Genomic DNA, 23,119 nt, shown 5'->3' with positions numbered 1-23,119 from the left:
AAAAGAGGTGCATCTATGGAGCAAGAAGCATTCAAAACAAACTATTCTATGTCAAGTATTCATCGTGTAATACAAGTGCTTCGTGCATTTAAGGTCGATCAACCTTATATGTCTTTAACGGAGTTATCGCGCAGTACAGGAATATCCATTTCTAGCTTACAGCGAATTGTAAATACACTAGTTTATGAAGGGTTTTTAATGAAAAATGAAAAGACGAAACAGTACAGTCTTGGTCTTGAACTAATGTTTTTAGGGCAGATGGTTCAAAAGAGTGATGCCTTGCTTTCAAAAGCCATTCCAATTATGGAGAGACTCAATGAAGAAACGAAAGAAAACATTTCCTTAAATATTATCGAAGGAAATCAAAGAAGATGCATTTACAACTTAGCGAGTCGCCATGAATTATCAGCTTTGACATTTGTAGGTCATACAGCGCCTTTGTATGCAGGTGCTTCAGCAAAGGTATTGTTAGCCTATCGAGAGCAGGAGTTTATTGAGTCATATTTAGATGCGATTGAATTATCTAAGATAACTGATCGCACTATTAATTCCAAAGAAGAGTTAAGAAAGCAGCTTACAGAAATTCGAGAGCAAGGTCATTCCATCACCTATGGCGAGCGAGTAAAAGGGGCCGTTTCAATAAGTGTTCCTATTCTAGCTCAAGGAAATTTTTTGCTGGGTACTTTATCGGTGACGTTCCCTTACATTCGGCAAGAAGAGTATGATTTTGAAGGTCTAACAAAGAAAATGAAGCAAGCTGCTCAAGAAATAGCTTAAGATAGTTAAGAAGTTAATTATAGTAGCTTTATAATACAAAAAAAAAAGCCGAAATCCTTTAGGAAAACAGGATTTCGGCTTTTTTCATTTTAGAATGGTATACGTTTACTGAGCCGTATAGCCGCCGTCGACGACAAGGCTCGCGCCGGTCATGAAGCTGGAGTCGTCGGATGCGAGGGATAGGACAGCTTTCGCCATTTCATCCGATTCGCCGAGGCGTTTCATCGGCGTCATTTCTTTCAAGATGTCTTTGCTTTCTTCCGTAATGATCGGCGTGTCGATGAACCCTGGGCACATCGCATTGACGCGGATGTTCTGGTCCGCATATTCAAGTCCGAGCGAACGGGTCACTTTGCCGATGCCGGCATTGTTGAAGACGATATCGATTGGCCATATCTTCCCATTGCCTGTGCGTAGACATTCTGGACTTGCGCTTCGTCGGTAATATCCGCTTTGATGAATAAAACATCCGGTAGTTCCGCTGCAAACACCTGTCCTTTTTCTTCATTCAAGTCGACGAGTACGAGTTTAGCGCCTTCTTTCGCGAAAAGCTGAGCTGTAGCTGCACCAATTCCTGAAGCGCCACCTGTAATGACTGCTGTTTTCCCTTGCAGTTTCCCATTTGATCTCCTCCTGAATTTGTATTCATGTTCCGCTGTATAGGTTCTTCACGAGCAGGACAAGCTCTTTCTTCGGAGTTCGCTTGAATTGGCAGTTTTTTGTGCGCAATGCCTCGTGCAAGTCCGAAAAGGGTTTCCGAGAAATCTATAGAAGTTAGTATTCATGTAAAAGGGGTAACTATAATTGTGACAGACATAACAACGTACAATACAGGAGATATCATCGCGACAGTAATAATTGGCGGATTTTTTTTACTGATAATCGCTGTTGTTATAACGATGATCGTGAATTCAGGTAAAAAGAACAACAAACAGAAAGCATCCGGAGCAGATACGAATACCCGCATCGAAGAGTTGGAGAAACGGGTGGAGCAGCTGGAAAACAAGCGCTAAATGAACCAAGGGAACAGCGAAGAGAGGGGGATATATGCAATGGAATTTAATGGAATTACAATAGCAATCATCATCTTTGTCCTTTTTCTTCTCATTACGGGGCTACTTGTCGGCAGCATCTTGATGGCGCTGCGCAAGAGCAAGTCACAAAAAGTGGACGATGTACCGTTAAAGCAGCAGGCAGAATTTCAGCGGGATGTCGAAGTAGAAGAGTTGGAGAAGCGTGAAAAGAACCAAGAAGATAAATAAGTTTCAGAAAGAAGAGGAGCGATTGAATTGCTCCTCTTCTTTGCATTTATACTGAATGCAAAGACCGATGCATTACAGGTGAAGCCGGGAAAGAAACCGAATGAAGGAGGTGTTGAAATGACGCAATGTGCATGGCCGAAAGGCGGCGAACGGATGCAGGCGTATCACGACGAGGAATGGTGCCGGCCGAGCCGGGATGAGCGCTATTTGTTTGAATTGCTGACGCTCGAAGGGGCGCAAACGGGCTTGTCGTGGCAGATCGTCCTGTCAAAACGCGACAGTTATAGGCAAGCGTTCCATGACTTTGATATCGATTATTGTGCCGCTCTGACGGACGAGGATTTGGAGGCGATCAAAGAAACATACGGCGTCATCAAGCACGCCGGCAAAATCAAATCGGTGCGCTCGAACGCACAGGCGGTGCAAAACCTAAAAGCCGATTATGCGAGTTTCGCCGATTTTCTGTGGAGCTTCACGGATGGCGAGCCGATTATTAACGACTGGCAAACGGACGCACAAATTCCAGCTGAATCTCCATTATCGGTGCAGCTCAGCAAAGAAATGAAAAAACGCGGCTTTAAATTCGTCGGGCCGGTCACAACATATTCGTTTCTGCAGGCAATCGGCATGGTCGATGATCACCTGAAGACTTGCCGATTCCATACAACGAACCGTAGGCAGCCTTCATAATAATATGGAAAATATTGGATTATATTTTTTTCAGAAAACACCCTTTATGCTAAAATATGGAAAAGGGGGGTGAGCCGGATGAAACTTTTGTGGCAGGCTGTAGTCGGGGCATTTTTAGTCCATGTTCTGTATTGGATGACGGCGTTTCTAATCGGTTACGTCAAAACGGTGATGTATCAGCCGAATATCGAAGCGCTGTTCGGCAATGAACAAGTGCTGCAGGCAGAAGTGCATTCGGCTACGCGGTTTCCCCGCTATGGTACGGACTAAGTTTTTTGGCAGCCACGCTAGTGTTGTGGGGCCTGCTCGCGATGTACAAGAAAGTTGCATCCAGACCGAGTTGGTGAGGGTATTCAGTCCATATAAAAAAGCGAAAAAGCCGCCGGAAATTAGGCTGTCTTTTTTTCGTTGCGGGGAAGCTCCCCGTTGCCCTGTGCGATAAAATTTCATGCCTTCAGTAGGCAAATCTGCTTTTTCAGCGGGCTGATGCAGAATAAAGACTGCTTTTCTTTAATCCGTACGCACAATGGTATATAATTATGTGTTAGTAGTAGAAATTTTGTGTCAAAGAGGCATACAATAGATGATGGATTTAAAACGGCAGCGGTGGAGTTTGAATGCCGCTAATACTTACGTAGAAAAGGACGGTATATATGAGCAATAGAGAAACTGATACAGATGTAATCTTAATCGGTGCCGGTGTTATGAGTGCGACTTTGGGGATCCTATTGAAAGAATTGTCTCCCGACATGACGATCAATGTCTTTGAGAAACTTTCAAGTCCTGGCGAAGAAAGCTCGAATGAATGGAACAATGCCGGTACAGGGCACGCAGCCCTATGCGAACTCAACTACACGACCGAAAAGCCTGACGGAACGATGGACATCAGCAAAGCCATCAACGTCAACGAGCAATTCCAAGTGTCGACGCAATTCTGGTCTCATTTGGTCAAAACGGGTCTTTTGAAAAACCCGGAACAGTTTATCCGCCCATTGCCGCACATCAGCATGGTGCAAGGTGAAGACAATGTCCGTTTCCTGAAAAACCGCTTTGAAGCGATGGCGGCAAACCCGCTCTTTACGGGCATGGAATTCTCTGATGACCCGGCTGTCCTGAAACAATGGATGCCACTGATCATGGAAAACCGCACAGATAACGAGCCGATTGCGGCAACGAAAATCGATACAGGAACAGACGTCAACTTCGGTGCGTTGACGCGCATGCTGTTTGACCGCCTCGTCAAAGAACAAGTCAAAGTCCACTACCACCATGTGGTGCAGGACTTGAAACAAATGAAAGACGGCCGCTGGTTATTGAAGATCCGCAACTTGGAAACCGGCAAAGTCGATATGCATACGGCGAAATTCGTCTTTATCGGCGGCGGCGGCGGAAGCATCCATTTGCTGCAAAAATCCGGCATTCCGGAATCCAAGCAAATCGGCGGATTCCCAGTCAGCGGTTTGTTTATGGTCTGCAAAAATCCGGAAGTCATCGAACAGCACCACGCGAAAGTGTACGGCAAAGCGAAAGTCGGCGCACCGCCGATGTCCGTGCCTCACTTGGATACGCGCTTTATCGACGACAAGAAATCACTGTTGTTCGGGCCGTTCGCAGGCTTCACGCCGAAGTTTTTGAAAACCGGCTCATATCTTGACTTGGTCAGTTCGGTTAAACCGAATAACTTGTTGACGATGCTGTCAGGCGGGGCGAAAAACTTGTCCTTAACGCAATACTTGATTCAGCAAGTCATCCAGTCGAAAGAACAGCGCATGGACGAGCTGCGCGATTTCATCCCGACCGCCAAGAGTGAAGATTGGGACCTCGTCGTAGCCGGACAGCGCGTTCAAGTCATTAAAGATACCGAAGCAGGCGGCAAAGGCACGCTGCAATTCGGCACTGAAGTCGTCAGCTCGGCAGATGGTTCGATCGCGGCATTGCTCGGCGCATCTCCAGGGGCGTCCACGGCCGTCCACGTTATGCTTGATATACTCAACCGCTGCTTCCCAGAAGAGCTCGAGAAATGGGAGCCGCAGATCAAGGAAATGATTCCGTCCTACGGCAAATCGTTGATGAACAACCCGGATCTGTTGAAACATGTCCACAAGTATACAGCAGAAGTGCTGGATTTGAATGAAGTGAAGCCGGCAGACCATTCACCGGAAGATTTGACTCATCAAATTTAATAAAGAGAAACTTCAAACCGCCGGGAATTTCCCGGCGGTTTGAAGTTTTGAAAGAGGGTGCTTTTCAAGAGACTTGACTGGCGCCGCAATAGAAAACCCGCTTCCGGAATTCTGGAAGCGGGTTTGTTCATATCAGTTTCTGAAATATGGTGTTTTCTTCAATGCCGCGACGAGTGGAATTGCGAGAAGCAACCCGACTGCGTTTTGCACGAGGTTGCCTGGGATGGATGCAGCAGGGATGATCCAGCTGCTGAAGATGACCGCTTCGCCCAGATAATAGATGGCGACCATCACCGGTATCGACAGGGCACAGGCAAGAATATTAATGCCTAGGCTGTCGCCGCCGCGCCCGCCCGACCAGGCGATTTTCCCGACCAGGTAACCTTGAAGGCCGCGCGCGATAATCGTGATCGGTGCCCAAAGCGTCCAGCCGGACACCAAATCGAAGAGACCCATGCCGGCTGCACCGGCGATTGCACCTTTTTTCGGCCCGAACAAAAGCGCCGCTGTGAATAGCATCGTCGTGCCGAGGTGGACAAGGCCGCCGTTTGCTGCAATCGGCAGGCGGATATTGAGCAGCAGCGTCGCAACGAAGACGAGCGCGATGAGCATCGATGTGATGATCATGCTATACGTGCGTCCGCTGGAGTAAGTCGTAGTTCTTTGCATGAAACGATTCCTTCTTTCCGGTCACTCATTGAGCAAAATGCCTGTAAGTAACGTCATGTAGTTTTTGATTACTTTAGCAAGGAATTGACCCAGTTAAAAGTATCAATAATGAAGAATTTTTAGGGGTCAGTTTTTAACAAAGGAGAGTATTGGCTTGTTTTGAAAGACGGGGCAGTGGCAATTTCCTCCTTTTGCTTTTAACATGAAGAACAAACAGAGCATTGAGAAGGGATCGGTTGTATGATCGCGACGCTATTGATCGGGTTGACCATTTTGTTTATGCTTGCGAATCTCTGGTTCTTTTTCACGGGCCGCAAATTCCGCAATAGCCATTTCCATCCACCGCTGTTTCAGAAATTATTCTATTCTTTAGGCGGCATTACGTTCGGGTTTGCGGTGCTTTATCAAATACTCGGCACTCAAAGCGATATTTTGCGCATCGCGACTGCAGAAGGGGAAGACGGGGCGGATGACTTTTGGGATTATTTGTACTTCAGCGGCACGACAATGCTGTCGGTCGGCTACGGGGATATTGTACCGGTCGGCAGTGCGCGCTTTTTCTCTCTAGTCCAGGCAGCGATCGGCTTGTTGTTGCCGGCGGCGTATTTCGCTAAAGTTTTGACAGATAGCGGAAAGCAAGGCGAAGTCGGGCAGGAAGAAGCGGAAGGATCGGATAAGACCGGGGAAAAGCAGGACTGAAAAAGCAAAAGATTGACAGAATGCCGCCCATCCGTTATTGTTAACTACGCGATGAGCTAAGCTGCATAAGACGGACAGGCACCCCCCTTTTAAGGGAACACGTTGTGGAGCGTGGCCTGATACGCCGCAGCTATCGAAACACCCCGCCCTTGTGGCTGGGGTGTTTTTTAATGGAAAAAAACCCGTGCACCGAATTTCGGCGCACGGGTTTTCAATTATATAATTAATAAGCGATCCATCCAGAGTCCGCGGTGATGACGGTGCCGTTGACGAAGCTCGATTCATCGGATGCAAGGAACAAGGCAACGTAAGCAATTTCGTCCGGCTTGCCCATGCGTGGATTGACGCCCATGCCGGATTGGGTGCGGCCCATGCCGAATTCGTTGATATGGGTCATCGTGGAGCCGATATTCGTCTCTACGCCGCCCGGTGCAATCGCGTTGCAGCGGATGCCACTATTGGCATACATAAATCCGGTGTTTTTCGTGAACCCGACGACCGCGTGTTTCGATGCGGTATAGGTGGCACCGGCGCGTGAACCTTGCAAACCGCCGATAGAGGCGATATTAATGATATTGCCGGAACCTTTTTCGAGGAACACTTTCAGCGCTTTCCGGGTGGCGCGCATGACGCTTGTCGTGTTGACGGCGAAGATGCGTTCCCAGCTGTCGTCTTCGATATCTGCAGCGGGTTCGAAATTATCCATGATGCCGGCGTTGTTGACGAGGATATCAAGCGTGCCATACTGTGCGACCGCGCTGTCGACTAAGTTTTGGATGTCTTCTTCTTTCACGACGTTGCAGGCGGCGGCGATCGCTTCGCCGCCATGGGACTTGATATCTTCGACGACAGCATCCGCGCCTTACTGGTTAATATCGGATACGATGACTTTTGCGCCTTCTTTTGCATATAAAGTGGCGATGGATTTGCCGATGCCGGATGCTGCACCGGTGACGATGGCTACTTTTCCTTCTAATCTCATTTGCTTCATCCTTTCTAACTGAGTAATAGAATGTATGGTTTTTCATTGTTGAGATTCCGTAAAAGTCCTTCAGAAGAGACGATTGCTCTACTTCCTTTTTCATGCAGCGTGCATAACTTCATTTATTCCATAAAGGAAAATTGTTAACGCTCCAACTCACAGGCGGCTTTGAGGTTTTCGAGTGTGTGGCGGAGCGTGCTTCTTTCCAAGCGGTCGTAGACGAGGCGTTCTGTGAAGCGGTCGAATGCGCTATCGGGCAAGTCGATTTCAAGTTCGAACGTTACTTCGGTTCCGCCGTCCATCGAGCGATAGTGGCTCTTCTGATGGGCGATAAAGCTGCCGGTGATGATGCCTTCCCAGAATCCTTCATCGCCGATGCGTTCGCAGCGGACTACGTTGATGGCCACCGGAAAGCGCAAGCCGATAATGGAAAACACCGTGTCGACCTCTGTTCCCGCATCCCCGGTACCGTCGATTTTTTCCGGTGTCGATAAATGGTTATAGAAACTGGTCCAGTTCTCGGGCTTTTTGGCAAACTGAAAAACGTCATCGATCGGTGCTTGGATAAATAGGCTTTGATGGGCACGAGCCATTCTGTTTCCCCCTTTAGAATCAATCTAGTAAAAAATATCTGAAAATTAAGTCTATTATAAGTCAAAAGCACTGCTTGTGTAAAGCCCATCCGCTTGAAGACAAGCGCGGCATGCCGGATAATGAAGGCAACAAACTATTACTCAGTGGAAAGGGGCAGCTATGGAATTTTGGATCAGCGACAAACATATCCGCAAATTATGCGGCCAGGCTGCCTATAAAAAAGGCCAAGCTTTTCAAATGGCCGGAAAAGTCCGCATCGCAGAAGCTGACGATCAGTGCATCAAAGGCGTCGTCGATGGGCGCGATTCGTTCCACGTCACATTGACCCGCTCACAAGCCGGGACAGTGGGCGCTGAATGTAGCTGCCCGCCTGTCGGGTTTATCCATACATATTGCCACCATATCGCCGCTGTCATGATCGCCGCAGAAGAACTCGGGCATCGGGAGCGGCCACTGGCCGAACAGATGATGGGGCTGTTCCAGGAAGAAGCCAAGCCATCAGCCCGTCTGCACCGTTTTGACCGGCGCATGCCGTATCATGTCGAAGCTGTCGTTCGAAGCGGAGGCCACGGCGAACTGACACTCGGATTTCGCAGTGGGACGGCAATCTTGAAAAACGTCAGGCACCCAAAGAGCTTTACCGCTGCACTGGCAAATGGGCAAGGCTCAGAGCTGTATGACCCGGTCCGCCATTCGCTGGAACAACCGATCGTGGAAGTGCTTCAGTATTTGCACAAAAGCAATTCGCAACCGGATGACAATGGCGCCTTAATCATTTCCGCAAGCGATTGGGAACGCCTGCTGCCGCTGTTGTGGAAAATGGCCCACGCCAAGTTTGAAAATCCGGTTGGGGAAATGCTGCCGCTTCGTGTAACCGACGCATTGCCTGTGTCGTTTCGCTTGGATCACCGGGACAATGGGTACCGACTCATCGTCCGCGGCTTGGACCGGCTCCAGATTTTTCCGAAATACGGTCTCGCAATCACCGAAGAGGCGATTGTCCAGCCGGCCCCGACCGACATGAAGCGCTTATCGGGACTCCAGGAATTGATGAAAGACGCGGGCGAAGAGCTGCCGATTGGCGAAAGCCAAGTCGGTCATATGATGAAGACTGTGCTGCCGGGGCTGGAAAAGCTCGGCCCGGTCATCGTGACGGAAGGGGCAATTGAAAAATTCGGCGAAACCCCGCTGCGCGCCAAACTGTATTTGGACCGCGTGCGAAACCGCCTGCTGGCAGGGCTGGAATTTCATTACGGCCAGCTCAACATCAACCCGTGCGAAGAGCCGGAAGGAACATACCGCCAGTATCCGGGAGTGTTTCGCCAGCTCGCAAAAGAACAGGCAATCATGAAATTGATGGAATCGGGGCGGCTCACCCAGACAGACGGCGGATTTTATCTGCAGGACGAGGAAGCGGAATATGAATTTCTCTATGATACCGTGCCGCTGCTGGAACAATGGCTCGACGTTTATGCGACGATTTCGGTGAAATTGCGTATCGAGAAAACTTTGCCCGGTCCGAAAATCCGCGTCAATTTGCCGAAAGACCGGACCGATTGGCTGGAGTTCCGTTTCGATCTCCAGGGCATACCGGAAGAAGAACTGCGCGGCATCATCCGTGCCATTAGAGAGAAAAAGCGCTATTTCCGGATCCCTAACGGAACGTTAATGTCTCTTGAAACGCCCGGTATGGCGGCGTTCGAAGAGTATTTAACAACTATGAACATCGATGAAGACAATTTCGAGCGTGTGCAGCGGGTGCCGCTGCTTGAGGGCATGCGCATGGCAGGCACGTTGGAACAATATGAGCTGTCGGAAACCGGGACAGAGTTTGCGCGTCTGCTGAAAAACTTGCACGACCCGTGGACACGGACCGAACAGCTGCCGCCACTCCTGGCGCCGATTTTGCGCGATTACCAACAGCGCGGATTCAGCTGGTTCCGCCTGCTTGCGCAGTATGGTTTTGGCGGCATATTAGCCGATGAGATGGGGCTCGGAAAAACCGTCCAGAGCATTGCCTTTTTGCAGTCGGTATTAGACGACATCCGGGCAAGCGATGAGCCGGCGTTGATCGTCGCGCCGTCGTCTCTTATGTACAATTGGCGCGCAGAATTCGAGCAGTTCGCGCCGGACATCCGGACGGTCATCGTCGATGGATCGAAAGCGAAGCGGAAAGGGGCGCTCCAACAGCCGGGAGACGTCTATATCACCTCGTATCCGGCGCTGCGGATGGACCGCGGCTCGTATAAAGATTGGAAGTTCCACACGGTTTTCTTTGATGAAGCCCAAGCATTCAAAAATCCGGCGACGCAAACGGCGAAAGCCGTCAAAGAGTTGAACGCGCGGCACCGTTTTGCCTTGACCGGGACGCCGATCGAAAACTCGCTCGATGAACTTTGGTCGATTTTCCACGTCGTGTTTCCGGCACTGCTGCCGGACCGCAGCCAATTCGCGGAAATGCGCAATGTGGATATCGCGAAACGCGTGCGCCCATTTCTGTTGCGCCGCACGAAAGCGGAAGTGCTCGGGGAAGTTCCGCAAAAAGTCGAGCGCATCGAGCATTCCGTGCTCCATGACGAACAGAAAAAACTCTACACCGCTTATCTTGCGGAGTTGCGCCACGAAGCCTTGAAGCATCTGCGCGACAATAGTATGCGCAAAAACCGCATCCGTATTCTCGCGGGACTGACGCGCCTCCGTCAGTTGTGCTGCCACCCGTCGTTGTTTGTGGAAGACTACTCGGGCGGTTCGGCAAAATTCGATCAGTTGATGGAGATTCTAGAGGAAGCGCGGTTGACCGGCCGGCGCGTGCTGGTGTTTTCACAGTTCACGGGCATGCTCAGCCTTATCGGGCAGGCTTTGTTGCGCTCCGGCCGTTCGTACTTCTATTTGGACGGGGCGACGCCGCCGAAAGAACGTGTGGAATTGTGCGACCGCTTTAACGAAGGGGAAGAGGATCTATTTTTGATTTCCTTGAAAGCAGGCGGCACCGGACTCAATTTGACGGGCGCCGATACGGTCATTTTGTATGATCTGTGGTGGAACCCGGCAGTCGAGCAGCAGGCGGCGGACCGTGCACACCGGATGGGGCAGACTAAGGAAGTGCAGGTGCTGCGTTTGGTGGCGGAGGGTACAATCGAGGAGAAGATGTACGATTTGCAGCTGCGTAAGCAGGATTTGGTGGATGAGATGATCCAATCAGGGTCGGAAGCTGTGAAGGCGATGAGCGAAGAAGACATTCGGGAGATCTTGATGATTTGATAGAGCAGAAATGGTGAAGGCGTGAGATTGCGCTCTAGGGGCACGCTTGCCGGGGGGCGTCGAACCAAGTTGCCGCAAAGGACGCGCCACCATTGTTTCGCCAGTCCCGCGCGGTCCCCCAGGCGTCGGCCCCTTCCGCTCCATCTTTAAATTTTCAGTAGTAGAAAATTTCATCGCCTTCACAAATTTTCTAGAAATTTTGGCAACTGCTTTTTGAACAGTAAAGGGGTAGCTAGTACTTATTCCACCAACAAAGCGGTTTTCCAGCCATGCGAACAGAAAAGAAGTGGACACCCTTTCACATACTGGACCCAATGAAACCACAGAGCAGCCTCGTGCTTACGGGTGAAGCGAAGCTGCGGATACTTATGTGATAAATGTACAGTGAGGTCACGGATAACCAAAAGGATTTTAGCTACTACGTCCACTAAGTTTCCAAATCCAATTCAACTCAAGAAACCTAAAAAGCTCTTCCTATGCGGAAGAGCTTTTTAGGTTATTTCTTAACGATATAAGCCATGTGCCGGCCGCATTGCTTGTCTTCGCGGTACGAGAAGCCGTCCGGGCTCATGTAAGTGCAGCTCCGGTCGATCTCGATATACTCAGGTAGGACGCCGGCGCGTTCCAGCTGGGTTTTGACGGTCAGTTGGTTGTCGATATGGTATTTCCCGGTCGCCTCGTTAAACTCGATAAACGGATCGGCATAGCCGAGTGCTTTGAACTTCAAATAGACGTCTTCATCCACTTCAAACTTCTCCTGGCTGAGCGCCATGCCAATCTGCACGCGGAAGCCTTCAGGAGCGCATCCCTCGCTACCGGTCAAATGCACAAGCATGCGCGGCACGAGTTCTTTCACAGTCCCTTGCCAGCCCGAATGGACAGTGCCGGCCAACCCTTCCGTAACGTGATAGAATGTGACAGGCACACAATCAGCGGTGAAGCTCCCGAGAACCAGCCCGGCTTCCCGAGTATAAAGCGCATCGGTGTCCGGAATCGCGTCTTCTGTCGTGCGCACGCCTTTTCCCCCGTCTGCACGCGTTACTTCGCGGAAATGGTTGCTGTGGGTTTGATTGGCGCACACCAAGTCATCAAGCGTATAGCCGAGAGATGCCAGCAATGCTTCGCGGTTAGCCAGTGAATGCGCGCGCTCGCTTCCGGCGTGGAGCGCCAAGTTGTTATGGCTGTTTGTGTGCAGGTCTTTGACGGTAATGCCTGCTGTATAGGAATCGTTGTCGATATAGGTTTTTCGGTTCAAATCTATCCCCTCCGCTTACATTGTAGCGGCTAAGGGACCGGTTCGCCAATGAGCCGGAGAGGACTTTGAATTTTTCTCTTTGGTAGAGCGAACAATAGGCCTTGTTCGCCGATTGTTTGGTAAGATAAGAGGAAAGAAAGTCGAGGTGATGGCATGGAACCGGAAAAGATTTTGAAAAAGGTCAAAGGACGGGTGCCGGAAGTTCTCGGCAACCGGGATTTCTCAAAATACGCCATTTTGCTTCCGCTCATAGAAAAAGAAGACGGCGTCCATATTCTGTTTGAAGTGCGCTCATTTGAGATGAGGCGGCAGCCGGGGGAGATTTGTTTTCCGGGCGGCCGGATCGACCGCGGAGACGATGATGAAGAAGAAACCGCTTTGCGTGAGACGATGGAAGAGCTCGGCATCGAAAAGACAGCGATCAGCAATGTCTTTCCGCTCGATTATATTGTTTCGCCGTTCGGCATGATCGTCTATTCGTTTGCAGGCTTTATCGATCCTGAAACGGACTTTGTGCCGAACCCACCGGAAGTCGACAGTGTCTTCACGGTACCGCTGAAATTCTTTTTGGAGAATGAACCGCGTGTTTACCGCATCGATTTTGATATCCAGCCGGAAGAGAGTTTCCCGTACGATTTGATTGCAGGAGGCGAAAACTACAGTTGGCGTGCGCGCCAAGTGGATGAATTTTTCTATTTATACGAAGACCGCGTCATTTGGGGACTGACTGCGAAAATTCTGATGCATTTCATGGAAGTGATACGCTGAGCCGTTTGTCCGATATTCGGTGAATTTCGCTCACAGCCTTTTCAGTGACCCGAAACACGTGTATGATTATGCGAAATAGTGAAAAAATCATTGTAATAAAAGGAGATATGACCATGACGACTTATCAATTGGAAGTAATCGAGAATAGCACGAAAAAAGACAAGCCGGCACAGGACCAGATTGCATTCGGCCAAACCTTCACTGATCATATGTACATCATGGAATATCATACCGAAAAAGGCTGGTATGACCCGAAGATTGTGCCGTATGGTCCGATTTCCTTGGATCCAGCAGCAATGATTTTCCATTACGGACAGACGGTTTTTGAAGGCATGAAAGCATACCATACAGAAGACGGGCGCATATTATTGTTCCGTCCGGAGAAGAACTTTGAGCGCCTAAACTTGTCGAGCGAACGCTTGAGCATTCCGCCGATCGATGAAGAATTGGTGCTGGAGCATCTGAAGCAATTAATCAAGCTCGAGCAGGATTGGGTGCCGAAAACACCGGGCACTTCGCTTTATATCCGCCCGTACATCATCGCGACCGATGCGAATTTGGCGGTCAGCCCGTCTGCGACTTATAAATATATGGTCATCTTGTCACCGGTCGGCTCTTACTTCACAGGCGGCTTGCAACCGGTCGTCATCCATGTCGAAGACCAGTTCACGCGCGCGGTCAAAGGCGGCACGGGGATGGCCAAGACAGCGGGCAACTATTCTTCCGGTTATCAGGCGCAAGCAAATGCCAAGAAAGAAGGCAATGCGGATGTATTGTGGCTCGATGGCATCGAAAAGCGCTATATCGAGGAAGTCGGCAGCATGAACATCTTCTTCAAAATCGACGGTGAAGTGTTCACGCCAGAACTCACCGGCAGTATCTTAAAAGGTATCACACGCATGTCGATCATCGAATTGTTGAATTCATGGGGCATCCCGGTGACCGAGAAGCGCATCGCCATCGATGAGTTGTACGAAGCGTACCAAGCCGGAAAAGTAGAAGAAGTGTTCGGCACCGGAACGGCAGCGGTCATTTCACCGATCGGCGAACTCAACTGGCAAGGCAAGAAAATGATCGTCAACAACCACGAAATCGGTGAATTGTCGCAAAAACTTTATGACACAATCACCGGCATCCAGACTGGGAAGTTAGAAGACAAGCTCGGCTGGACAGTCGAAGTGAAATAAAATACAGTGCAAAAAAGCCCGGACATCAATTGTCCGGGCTTTTTTGCACTGTTCAAATTTCTTCAGCAAATACAACAGCCATTTGGCGGGCGCATAATCGTAAACATTCGCATGCAAGCCGTGCAAAATCGCGCGCCGCGGAATAAATCACTTGTCGATCAAGAAGAATAATCGGCACACCAGCTTCCTTTGTATAGAAGAAATGAGACAACTGGCTTTCTTTATTGGAGCCGGTTGTCTCTGTTAAAAAACAAATGATTTACTTAAGTCTTTAAAAGTCTGAATTATTAGATCTCTTTGTTGAATTTTCCAAATAAATCCTTCATGATTAGACTGACAATCAAACCTCAAAGGAGATGGGGGCATGAAGCTACGTGAACGGTATATCTACGCGGTGCTCGAACGGCTGCCGAAAGACAGGCGTGAGAAAGCAGAGGCAGACCTTAGGAGCAAATTAGCGGAGCGACTGACGGATGACAGTACGGAAAGCGAAGAGCGGACAGTGCTCCAGGAACTCGGCCATCCGGCATTGATGGCGGAGCAGTACGGAAGGGTGCGGCGCTATTTGATCGGCCCGCGTTATTTCGATCTCTATGTCCGGCTATTGAAGCTGGTCATTCCACTCGCCGTGCTGATCACGCTCATTGTCGTGACCGTCGTCGGCATTGTCTCAGGAATTGGGCAGGACGAGACGCTGTTCAACGTGCTCGGCTCACTCATCGGCAATATCATCAGCGCAATCTTCAATACGATTATGCAAACCTTGTTCTGGATTACGCTCGTCGTCGCCTTTATGGACTGGGCGGATAAATCGGGGGCAGAGACGCCGCTCGGGCTGACGATGGAAGAATGGACGCCGGAGGATCTGAAGCAATGGGAAAGTCAGGAAAGTTTATTGGAGCCTGTCGAAGCGAAAGTGGCGAAAAGCCAGATTTTCGGCAGCTTGATCTGGATGGTCATTTGGACGACCGTCTACTTCAATGCGGATAAAGTGCTCGGCATCTACACTGACGATGGGGAAGGCTTGCGCTTTCAAATGGCAATTTTCAACCAGGACGTGCTGATATCCTACTGGCCGTTCGTTGCGCTCGTCATCGTTCTGGAATTGGCGCTCGCCATCTGGCAATGGCGCGCAGGCTATTGGAATTATCGGCTCGCTGCATTCAATGCCGCCGTTCAGACAGTGTCGGTATTGGTCTTTATTCTCGTGTTCACCAATTCTGAACTGCTCAACCGCGAGTTTTCCGAGTTCCTGACTAATACCTTCGGCGGCACGAATGCGCTCACATGGATTTTCGGCGGCATTCTGGTGATTATGATTGCGGGGGTGTTAAGCGACATCGTCCAAGGCTACCGCCGCGCAGCGAAGCGCCGGAGCGAGGACATGCCGCCACAGTAAACGGTGGAGCAGCAATGCAGTTTCAGCTAAACTGGAAAGGATGAAAAAAACTTTCGGAGGTTGGCTGCATTAATGAAGAAAAGCACACTTGCTTTGACGCTGACACTGTTTTTGGCGGGCTGTTCAGGCGAAGATCATAAATTGCACGAATATGAAGAATACGACCGGATTGCCGAGCATATCGATGTGTCGGAATATGAAACAGAAGTGGAAACTGATAACGACGGAAGCCGCGTATTGTTCTTTGCGGACGAGGCGGGAGCAAAAGTTTACAAAAGTGTCTACGTAAAAGACACGCAGCGCTTGGAATTGATTCATCTGGATGAACAAGGCGCTTTATTTAATGGTACTTTAGAATGAAATAGCGCCACTCGTATGGAAAAAGCCCGAATCCCTTATGGTTTGGGCTTTTGTTGAACCCCTAACAATACTTTATACCTATTTAAAAGGATGGATGTAAGCCCTTTCATAAGGCGAAATCCCCTCCTTAAACTTGATATACCCTCTAGTTATGTTACACTTGCTACTTACTATCGGCGTGTTGCGGCCATAGAAAATTTATCGCATATTGCCGATGATGGACTTATTTCGCACGTGTCGACTCCGGAACCAGGAATGGTTAAAATGAAACGTGCATACTTGAATAAATATACACAAATATGCAAGTTCGCAATTTCTGAAAACTGTTTTGTAAGTATTTGTGGAATTAAAGGTTGACTTAAAATGCATATAAGTGCATAATAATTCTTATTATCAGAAAAACTGAAATCAGCCATTGTCTAGCGTTTTACGGAGACCGAGTTCTTCCGCTTTTGATCATTAATGGGAGAACTCATTTATTTATCAAAAATCGGGTGGTGACTGTAACAATGGAAAAGAAGAGAATCGTAGTAAAAATTGGTAGCAGCTCGCTGACGGACAGTCATGGAAAATTGTCCATCACGAAGTTGCGGGAACATGTCGGAGCATTGGCTCGAATAAAAGAAGAAGGCCATGACGTCATTTTAATTTCCTCGGGGGCAGTTGCAGCCGGATGCATGAGCATGGGCTATCTGTCGCGTCCGGATACAGTAGTAGACAAGCAATCGGCCGCAGCGGTCGGGCAAAGCCTGCTGGCGCAAGCATATGCGACAGAGTTCAAGAACCATGACATCGTCTCGGCTCAATTATTATTGACGAAAGATTTATATCTGAAAGCGAACGATACCATTTCGAAATTGTTGGAGCGCGGCATGATGCCGGTCCTTAACGAAAACGATTCGGTAGCGGTCGAAGACTTGACGTTCGGCGACAACGACATGTTGTCAGCACTTGTCAGCGGACTTGTGCGCGCCGATCAATTAATCATTTTGACAGACATCAACGGCATTTATGCAGACAATCCGAAAACCAATCCGGCAGCGGAGAAATACACGCATCTGGCGAACATTCCGGATGAACTGATAGAAGCAGCGTCCGGTGCCGGGTCCGATGTCGGGACGGGTGGAATGAAGACCAAAGTCGAAGCTGCGAAAACAGCGCACAATTTCGGCGTTGACGTCTTTATCGGAACAGGTGAAGGCAGTGAAAAGCTCGTCGACATCCTCGAAGGAAACGGCGACGGTACGTATATTGCAAAACCAATGAAAGAATTGGCATAAGCTACGGAAATTCGAAAGGAGAAGATTGGATGACAGAAGTTCTTCAAAAGGAAGAAGCTTTGGAAACGGAACTAATTCAAAAAGCGAAAAAGGCGAAAGAGGCAGCGGGGGAACTCGCAAAAGCCGACACGGCCGTTAAAAATAAAGCATTGGAACTCATATCCAAGCAATTATTGCTTGAAAAAGAATTCATTTTGGAAGAAAACTTGAAAGACATCGAAGCAGGACGTGCGAATGGGATGAGCGAATCGCTCGTTGACCGACTCAAGCTCGACGCGGATCGTTTAGCGGATATGGCGGATGCGCTCGTGCAATTGACGAAACTTGCTGACCCGGTCGGTGAAGTGCTCGAACATTGGCAGCAGCCGAACGGACTCGACATGTCGAAAATCCGTGTGCCGCTCGGTGTCGTAGGCATGATTTACGAAGCTCGCCCGAACGTCACAGTGGATGCATCGAGCTTGTGCCTGAAAACTGGCAACTCGGTCGTCCTGCGCGGCAGTTCGACAGCGATCTACTCGAATACAGCAATTGTGGCGGTCATTCACCGTGCACTCGAAAAAAGCGGGCTGCCAGTCGATTCGGTGCAATTATTGGAAGACACGAGTCGCGAAGCAGCTTCTGCAATGTTCAAGCTGAACGAGTATTTGGACGTATTGATTCCGCGCGGCGGGGCGAACTTGATCAAGACAGTTGTGGCGAACTCGACGGTACCGGTCCTTGAGACCGGCGCAGGCAATTGCCACATTTATATTGATGAGACAGCGGATAAAGACATGGCGATCAACATCGCACTCAACGCTAAAACCCAGCGGCCTTCTGTCTGCAATTCCTGTGAAACAATTCTCGTCCATGAAAAATGGGCCGAGCAGCATTTGCCGGAATTGATTTCGGCGCTTCAAGCGAAAGACGTGAAAATCCACGGTGATGAAGCGTCGCAACAGGCAGGGAGCAACATCATCCCGGCCGAAGAAGCGGACTGGGGTACAGAGTACTTGGCTTACGAACTTGCGCTGAAAACGGTAAATGGTGTGGGTGAAGTGGTCAAGCATATCAACCAGTACGGCACGAAGCATTCCGAAGCGATTATTTCGGAAAACGCGGAAAGCGTCCAGCAGTTCTTCACAGAAGTGGATGCTGCAGCGGTTTACCATAACGCATCGACACGCTTTACGGACGGTTTTGAGTTCGGTTTCGGCGCCGAAATCGGCATCAGCACGCAAAAGCTCCACGCGCGCGGACCGATGGGCTTGCCGGCACTGACTTCGACAAAATACATCATTAAAGGCAACGGACAAATCAAATAAGAAAAAGGCGGCTGTCCCGAAATGTCATGAAAATGACTTTCAGGGGCAGCCGCCTTTTATTAAAGTAAGAGAATTGCAAGAAAAGAAGAGTTGCTCCCACATCTGCTAGGCAGATGCGTCGCAAATGAATGAGCAAGAAAATCGCGCTCATTCATTCGCAGCTTACATTACCATCAGTAAGTTTAAAAGTAGGATTTTCAATAAAAAAACAGCCCCGAAGATATCTTCGGGGCTGTTTTTCGTTCGATCAAAAATCCGTTTTCGTCCGGCGATGTTTCCACATGAGCAGCTGATAGCGCACGCTGCAGCCGATGCAATAGCCCATGAGCGCCACTCCTGCAGCGATGATGACCATAGCTGCAAATACAGTGGCTAAACTTGGCATGCCGAGTGCGAAGAAGGCGAGCGCGAGCCCGAGGCAGACCGTCGCAATCCATTGGTTGAATAATTGCTGGTCGCGGTCTTCCTGAGCATAAGCACTTGGGGGCTTTGGCAAAAAGCGGCGGCTATTGGCGATGAGTGGATTCTTTTTCGTCAGCAAAGTGATGACGCCGATCCCGAACGGAACGAGCAGGATGGACGGATGGATGATAAGACCAGCGAGAGCGGTTGTGACGAGGAAAGCTTGATTGAGTTGGACGAGCGGTTTTGGAATCGTCATATGTATACCTCCGAGCTTTTTTTATCTATTATACATAGTTGTTTACTCGGAATAAAGAAAAAAGTGTTGAAATGAAAAAACGCTGTTCACATCAAACGAGAGATGAACAGCGAAGCAAGCCCGAAATAAATGAGCAAGGACAATATATCATTGATGGTGGTAATGAGCGGTCCCGACGCTACAGCCGGATCGATTTTCAGCTTGTATAAAATCAACGGAATGATCGTGCCGGCGAGTGTGCCGATGATCAGCGTCAACAGAAGGGAACTGCCGACGACCAGGCCGAGGACGATATTGCCTTGCCACACGTAAGCGATGAGCATAATCAAAATCGCACACGTCACGCCGATGATGATGCCGACCCACAGTTCGCGGATAATCAGCTTGATTATCCCTTTGCGGTCAGGCTGCTCGGCAACCAGGCCACGCACAACGACGGCGAGCGATTGGGTACCGGTGTTGCCGGTCATGCCGGCGATCATCGGCATAAAGAACGCCAAGGCGACGACCGTTTGCAGCGTATTTTCGAAGCGGCTGATGATGCCGCCGGATATAAGTCCGATAAATAACAGCAGAATAAGCCAGGGCAAGCGGCGGTAAGCGGCAACGAGCGGTGGAGTCTGGAAGTCGATCGCTTTACCGGATGCGGAAAGTTTTTCGATGTCTTCGTTTGCTTCCTGCAAGACGACATCGATGACATCATCGACGGTGATGATGCCGAGCAGCCGATTTTCAGTATCGACGACGGGCAAGGTGATAAAGTCGTAGCGGCCGATAATGTCAGCCGCGATTTCCTGGTCGGTCAGCGCATCGACTTTGACGACGCGCGTATACATGACCTCTTCAATTTCATCGTCAAGCTGACCGAGAATCAAGTCTTTATAAGAAACGACGCCGACTAGCTGTTTGTCTTCATCGACGACATACAAATAGTTCAAGTACTCGGCAATTTCCGCGAAATCGCGGATTTTGTCAATCGCTTCACGGATCGTATAATAGCGAGGAATCCAGACGTAGCGGTTGTTCATGATGCGTCCCGCTGTTTCCGGTGGATAACTCATCGTTTTTTGGATATAGGAAGATTCCTCACGGTTCATCCGTGATAGGAGTTCTTCAATCAAGTTCGGCTCGAGATCGGACAATAGCGAGACAAGGTCGTCATTGTCCATCAAATCGAGCACTTTCGTCGATTGGTCAACCGTCATGCGTTCGAGCAGTCGGACTTGATCATCACGGTGAAGTTCCTGCATGAGCTCGGTCAATTGCCGGATGGTCAAGTGCAGCAGGAAGCGTTCCCGGTGTTTTTCCGGCAAGTTGCGATATTGCACGGCGATATCATACGGCTGCAGCTCTTCCAAAATCATTTGGAAATCATTTGTGCGGCCTGCTTTTAAAGATTGGATCAAAGCTAAAGAAATTTCATTTTCTGTCATCGCGCGGGCGACTCCTTTCGGGCAGACCTTAATCAAAAGAAGGTCTTGTTTGTTCTTTCCCCAAAGGGAAGTAACAATACTATTATGCCCGCAAAAACGAAAAATATGCAATCAACGTTCGGGGGCGTAGTTGGCGATCAAGACGCCCTGGTCGGTTGCAAAACTATTCAACAGCTTAAACGCTTTCGGCGCGACGCCGTCACGGAATAGCTTTTTGCCTTCGCCGAGGATGAGCGGAAACGTCATCAAATGCAATTCATCGACCAAATCATGGGCGATCAGCGTATCGATGAGCTCTGCGCTCCCGTAGACGAGCAGGCGCTGGCCGGTCTTTTTCAGCCGTTTGATTTCGGCTACTGCATCGTGGTTGATCAGGCGTGTATTCCATTCGGTTCGTTTCAATGTGTTCGACACAACGTATTTCGGCATTTCATTCATCCGATCGGCAAATCCGCGGCTATCTTCGGCGGTCGGCCAGGTCGCGGCAAATCCATCATACGTGACACGCCCGAGCAGCAGCGCATCGTTGCCGTATAGCTGGTCTAATTGAAACTGGGCGAGTTCATCGTCCCAGTAAGCGGCAGTCCATGACGGCTCTTCCATAATACCGTCGAGTGTCACATACATGGAGACAGTCAATTTTCCCACGTTCATCTTCCCCTTTCCATATTATGGCCGGGAGCACAGCGATATCGGTACTCTTCGATGCATGACTTGATTATTCCTGCTTCAGACTATTCCGAAGCCCGAAAAACCCCTGTAATCTGAAAATTTTTATGGTAAAGAAAACAGTATAGTGGCAAAATAAATACAAGTATTTATTCTATCTTTACAAAGGGGCTTAAACATATGGAAGAGAAGAAAAAACGTCCGAAGCAGCAGGAGATTGAAGTGCCTTTTGGGCTCGCTTTGCTGCCGCTGATCTTCATGGTGACGGCGATGGCCATCACCATCATCATTTTCGAGGGAAGCCCGCATATTCCCTTGCTTCTCGGCACTACAGTAGCGGTCATCATTGCCTGGCGATTGGGGTATCGCTGGCACATGATCGAAGAAGGGGCTTATAAAGGAATACGCCTCGCGCTTCCAGCTTTGGTCATCATCATCATGGTCGGGATGATCATCGCTTCCTGGATCGGCGGAGGCATCGTCGCGACAATGATTTATTATGGCTTGAAAATCATTACGCCGTCCTTATTCCTCGTCACAATCTGTTTGATCTGTGCATTAGTTGCCGGTGCGATCGGCAGTTCCTGGTCAACGATGGGAACAGTCGGCATCGCTGGTATGGGCATCGGGGCGAGCATGGGCATTCCTGCCGCCATGGTCGCTGGTGCCGTCATTTCGGGATCTTACTTCGGCGACAAAATGTCACCGTTGTCGGACACGACGAACCTCGCGGCTGGGGTCACGAACACCAATTTGTTCGTCCACATCCGCCACATGGTTTATACGACGATTCCGGGGCTCATCATCGCGCTGATCGCGTATTTCTTCCTCGGCCGCCAGTTCGGCGGCAATGCCATCGACGCACAGAATATCAACGCCATCTTGGCGTCGCTCGAAGAGAACTTTGTCATCTCGCCGCTATTGCTGCTCGTGCCGCTCGCAGTCATTGTATTGGTTATGAGAAAAGTGCCGGCATTGCCGGCGCTCGGTGTCGGCATCGTTCTTGGCTGGCTGTGCCATATCCTTGTGCAGGGCGGTTCAATCGCAGATGCAGTCAATGCGCTTCATGACGGTTACGTCATCACATCCGGCAACGAAATGGTCGATTCGCTGTTTAACCGCGGCGGCATCGATTCCATGATGTTCGTTATTTCCTTGACGATTTTCGCCATGACTTTCGGCGGCGTGTTGGAACATACCGGTATGCTGAAATCGATCGTCACCAAGATTTTGATGTTGGCAAAAACCGCCGGCAGCCTCATCGCCGCGACAGTCGCATCAGCATTTTTGACGAATGTCACTGCGTCCGAGCAGTATATTTCGATTCTCCTGCCAGGCCGGATGTACGCCCGGGCATATCAAGATCAGGGATTGCATTCGAAAAACTTATCGCGCGCCTTAGAGGACGGGGGGACGATCACGTCGCCATTCGTTCCGTGGAATACGTGCGGGGTATTCATCTTCGCGACGCTTGCCGTGCATCCTTTCGCTTATGCGCCGTATGCCGTCTTGAACTATTCGGTGCCGATCATCGCAATCATCATGGCATTCCTCGGCTGGAAAGTTGAATTCATGAGCGATGAGGAAATGCAGAAAATCAAAGACCGTGAAGCTCGCATGGAACTGGAATCACAGCAAAGTGAACCAGTATAACGACATAAAAAAACGGCTAGTGCTCATCGT

21 protein-coding genes and 2 pseudogenes are annotated in these 23,119 nt (G+C 49.7%); 15 read left to right on the top strand and 8 right to left on the bottom strand.

Going from position 1 to position 23,119, the window contains the following annotated elements; all coding sequences use genetic code 11:
* The first annotated feature begins 15 nt into the window (after positions 1 to 15).
* Positions 16 to 777 carry an IclR family transcriptional regulator gene (locus tag J7E21_RS11210; RefSeq protein ID WP_215107651.1) on the top strand — a complete coding sequence of 254 codons (762 nt, stop codon included), beginning with the start codon at positions 16 to 18 and terminating at the stop codon, positions 775 to 777.
* Between the two features lie 105 nt (positions 778 to 882).
* Here the strand turns inward: J7E21_RS11210 and J7E21_RS11205 are convergent.
* Positions 883 to 1,391 (bottom strand): annotated as a pseudogene (locus tag J7E21_RS11205) (SDR family NAD(P)-dependent oxidoreductase).
* Between the two features lie 192 nt (positions 1,392 to 1,583).
* Between J7E21_RS11205 and J7E21_RS11200 the strand changes: the two are divergent.
* The 5 genes from J7E21_RS11200 to mqo all read left to right on the top strand — a co-directional run bounded on the left by J7E21_RS11200 (position 1,584) and on the right by mqo (position 4,912).
* Complete coding sequence (locus J7E21_RS11200) at positions 1,584 to 1,790, top strand: hypothetical protein (RefSeq protein ID WP_215107649.1); 207 nt, start codon at positions 1,584 to 1,586, stop codon at positions 1,788 to 1,790.
* A 39-nt stretch (positions 1,791 to 1,829) separates the two neighbouring features.
* Positions 1,830 to 2,039, top strand: a complete 210-nt coding sequence (locus J7E21_RS11195) for a hypothetical protein (RefSeq protein WP_215107647.1) — start codon at positions 1,830 to 1,832, stop codon at positions 2,037 to 2,039.
* Between the two features lie 117 nt (positions 2,040 to 2,156).
* Positions 2,157 to 2,729, top strand: a complete 573-nt coding sequence (locus J7E21_RS11190; RefSeq protein ID WP_215107645.1) for a DNA-3-methyladenine glycosylase I — start codon at positions 2,157 to 2,159, stop codon at positions 2,727 to 2,729.
* 78 nt (positions 2,730 to 2,807) lie between these two features.
* Positions 2,808 to 2,999, top strand: coding sequence for a hypothetical protein (locus tag J7E21_RS11185; protein WP_215107643.1), 192 nt, complete (start codon positions 2,808 to 2,810; stop codon positions 2,997 to 2,999).
* A gap of 383 nt (positions 3,000 to 3,382) precedes the next feature.
* Positions 3,383 to 4,912: a malate dehydrogenase (quinone) gene (gene mqo, locus J7E21_RS11180; protein WP_215107641.1), complete on the top strand. Its 1,530-nt coding sequence runs from the start codon at positions 3,383 to 3,385 to the stop codon at positions 4,910 to 4,912.
* A 132-nt stretch (positions 4,913 to 5,044) separates the two neighbouring features.
* Here the strand turns inward: mqo and J7E21_RS11175 are convergent, their stop codons facing one another.
* Entirely contained in the window at positions 5,045 to 5,581 is a 537-nt protein-coding gene (locus J7E21_RS11175) for an ECF transporter S component (RefSeq protein WP_215107640.1), read from the bottom strand.
* 240 nt (positions 5,582 to 5,821) lie between these two features.
* On the opposite strand from J7E21_RS11175, the gene J7E21_RS11170 reads away from it, so the two are divergent.
* A complete protein-coding gene (locus tag J7E21_RS11170; RefSeq protein WP_215107638.1) occupies positions 5,822 to 6,280 on the top strand; it encodes a potassium channel family protein in 459 nt (152 codons plus the stop codon).
* 223 nt (positions 6,281 to 6,503) lie between these two features.
* On the opposite strand, the pseudogene J7E21_RS11165 reads toward J7E21_RS11170, so the two are convergent.
* A pseudogene (locus tag J7E21_RS11165) lies at positions 6,504 to 7,262 on the bottom strand (SDR family oxidoreductase).
* A gap of 143 nt (positions 7,263 to 7,405) precedes the next feature.
* Positions 7,406 to 7,855, bottom strand: coding sequence for an SRPBCC family protein (locus tag J7E21_RS11160; RefSeq protein WP_215107636.1), 450 nt, complete (start codon positions 7,853 to 7,855; stop codon positions 7,406 to 7,408).
* Between the two features lie 160 nt (positions 7,856 to 8,015).
* On the opposite strand from J7E21_RS11160, the gene J7E21_RS11155 reads away from it, so the two are divergent.
* Complete coding sequence (locus tag J7E21_RS11155) at positions 8,016 to 11,117, top strand: DEAD/DEAH box helicase (RefSeq protein WP_215107634.1); 3,102 nt, start codon at positions 8,016 to 8,018, stop codon at positions 11,115 to 11,117.
* A gap of 496 nt (positions 11,118 to 11,613) precedes the next feature.
* Here J7E21_RS11155 and J7E21_RS11150 read toward each other — a convergent pair whose 3' ends face one another.
* Positions 11,614 to 12,372: a purine nucleoside phosphorylase YfiH/LACC1 family protein gene (locus J7E21_RS11150; RefSeq protein ID WP_215107632.1), complete on the bottom strand. Its 759-nt coding sequence runs from the start codon at positions 12,370 to 12,372 to the stop codon at positions 11,614 to 11,616.
* Between the two features lie 153 nt (positions 12,373 to 12,525).
* Between J7E21_RS11150 and J7E21_RS11145 the strand changes: the two genes are divergently transcribed.
* The 6 genes from J7E21_RS11145 to J7E21_RS11120 all read left to right on the top strand — a co-directional run bounded on the left by J7E21_RS11145 (position 12,526) and on the right by J7E21_RS11120 (position 18,673).
* Positions 12,526 to 13,140 carry an NUDIX hydrolase gene (locus J7E21_RS11145; RefSeq protein ID WP_215107630.1) on the top strand — a complete coding sequence of 205 codons (615 nt, stop codon included), beginning with the start codon at positions 12,526 to 12,528 and terminating at the stop codon, positions 13,138 to 13,140.
* A 113-nt stretch (positions 13,141 to 13,253) separates the two neighbouring features.
* The gene (locus J7E21_RS11140; protein WP_215107629.1) at positions 13,254 to 14,327 is read left to right on the top strand and encodes a branched-chain amino acid aminotransferase; all 1,074 of its coding nucleotides are present in this window, start codon (positions 13,254 to 13,256) and stop codon (positions 14,325 to 14,327) included.
* Between the two features lie 364 nt (positions 14,328 to 14,691).
* Positions 14,692 to 15,726: a hypothetical protein gene (locus J7E21_RS11135; RefSeq protein WP_215107627.1), complete on the top strand. Its 1,035-nt coding sequence runs from the start codon at positions 14,692 to 14,694 to the stop codon at positions 15,724 to 15,726.
* 72 nt (positions 15,727 to 15,798) lie between these two features.
* On the top strand, positions 15,799 to 16,086 hold the full coding sequence (locus J7E21_RS11130) for a lipoprotein (RefSeq protein WP_215107625.1): 288 nt from the start codon (positions 15,799 to 15,801) through the stop codon (positions 16,084 to 16,086).
* A 509-nt stretch (positions 16,087 to 16,595) separates the two neighbouring features.
* On the top strand, positions 16,596 to 17,366 hold the full coding sequence (gene proB / locus J7E21_RS11125) for a glutamate 5-kinase (protein ID WP_215107623.1): 771 nt from the start codon (positions 16,596 to 16,598) through the stop codon (positions 17,364 to 17,366).
* A 29-nt stretch (positions 17,367 to 17,395) separates the two neighbouring features.
* A complete protein-coding gene (locus J7E21_RS11120) occupies positions 17,396 to 18,673 on the top strand; it encodes a glutamate-5-semialdehyde dehydrogenase (protein WP_215107621.1) in 1,278 nt (425 codons plus the stop codon).
* Positions 18,674 to 18,920: 247 nt separating this feature from the next.
* Here J7E21_RS11120 and J7E21_RS11115 read toward each other — a convergent pair whose 3' ends face one another.
* From J7E21_RS11115 to J7E21_RS11105, 3 genes are all read right to left on the bottom strand, one after another.
* On the bottom strand, positions 18,921 to 19,334 hold the full coding sequence (locus J7E21_RS11115) for a DUF4395 domain-containing protein (RefSeq protein ID WP_215107619.1): 414 nt from the start codon (positions 19,332 to 19,334) through the stop codon (positions 18,921 to 18,923).
* Positions 19,335 to 19,420: 86 nt separating this feature from the next.
* Positions 19,421 to 20,767: a magnesium transporter gene (gene mgtE, locus J7E21_RS11110; protein ID WP_215107617.1), complete on the bottom strand. Its 1,347-nt coding sequence runs from the start codon at positions 20,765 to 20,767 to the stop codon at positions 19,421 to 19,423.
* Positions 20,768 to 20,878: 111 nt separating this feature from the next.
* Positions 20,879 to 21,415: a dihydrofolate reductase family protein gene (locus J7E21_RS11105; RefSeq protein ID WP_215107615.1), complete on the bottom strand. Its 537-nt coding sequence runs from the start codon at positions 21,413 to 21,415 to the stop codon at positions 20,879 to 20,881.
* A 201-nt stretch (positions 21,416 to 21,616) separates the two neighbouring features.
* On the opposite strand from J7E21_RS11105, the gene nhaC reads away from it, so the two are divergent.
* Positions 21,617 to 23,089 carry a Na+/H+ antiporter NhaC gene (gene nhaC / locus J7E21_RS11100; protein WP_215107613.1) on the top strand — a complete coding sequence of 491 codons (1,473 nt, stop codon included), beginning with the start codon at positions 21,617 to 21,619 and terminating at the stop codon, positions 23,087 to 23,089.
* Positions 23,090 to 23,119 lie beyond the last annotated feature (30 nt).

The sequence above is a fragment of the Planococcus sp. ISL-109 genome (assembly GCF_018613655.1).
Lineage (GTDB): Bacteria > Bacillota > Bacilli > Bacillales_A > Planococcaceae > Planococcus.
The sequence above is the reverse complement of the archived record's forward strand: the minus strand, read 5'-3'. Positions and strand labels throughout refer to the sequence as shown.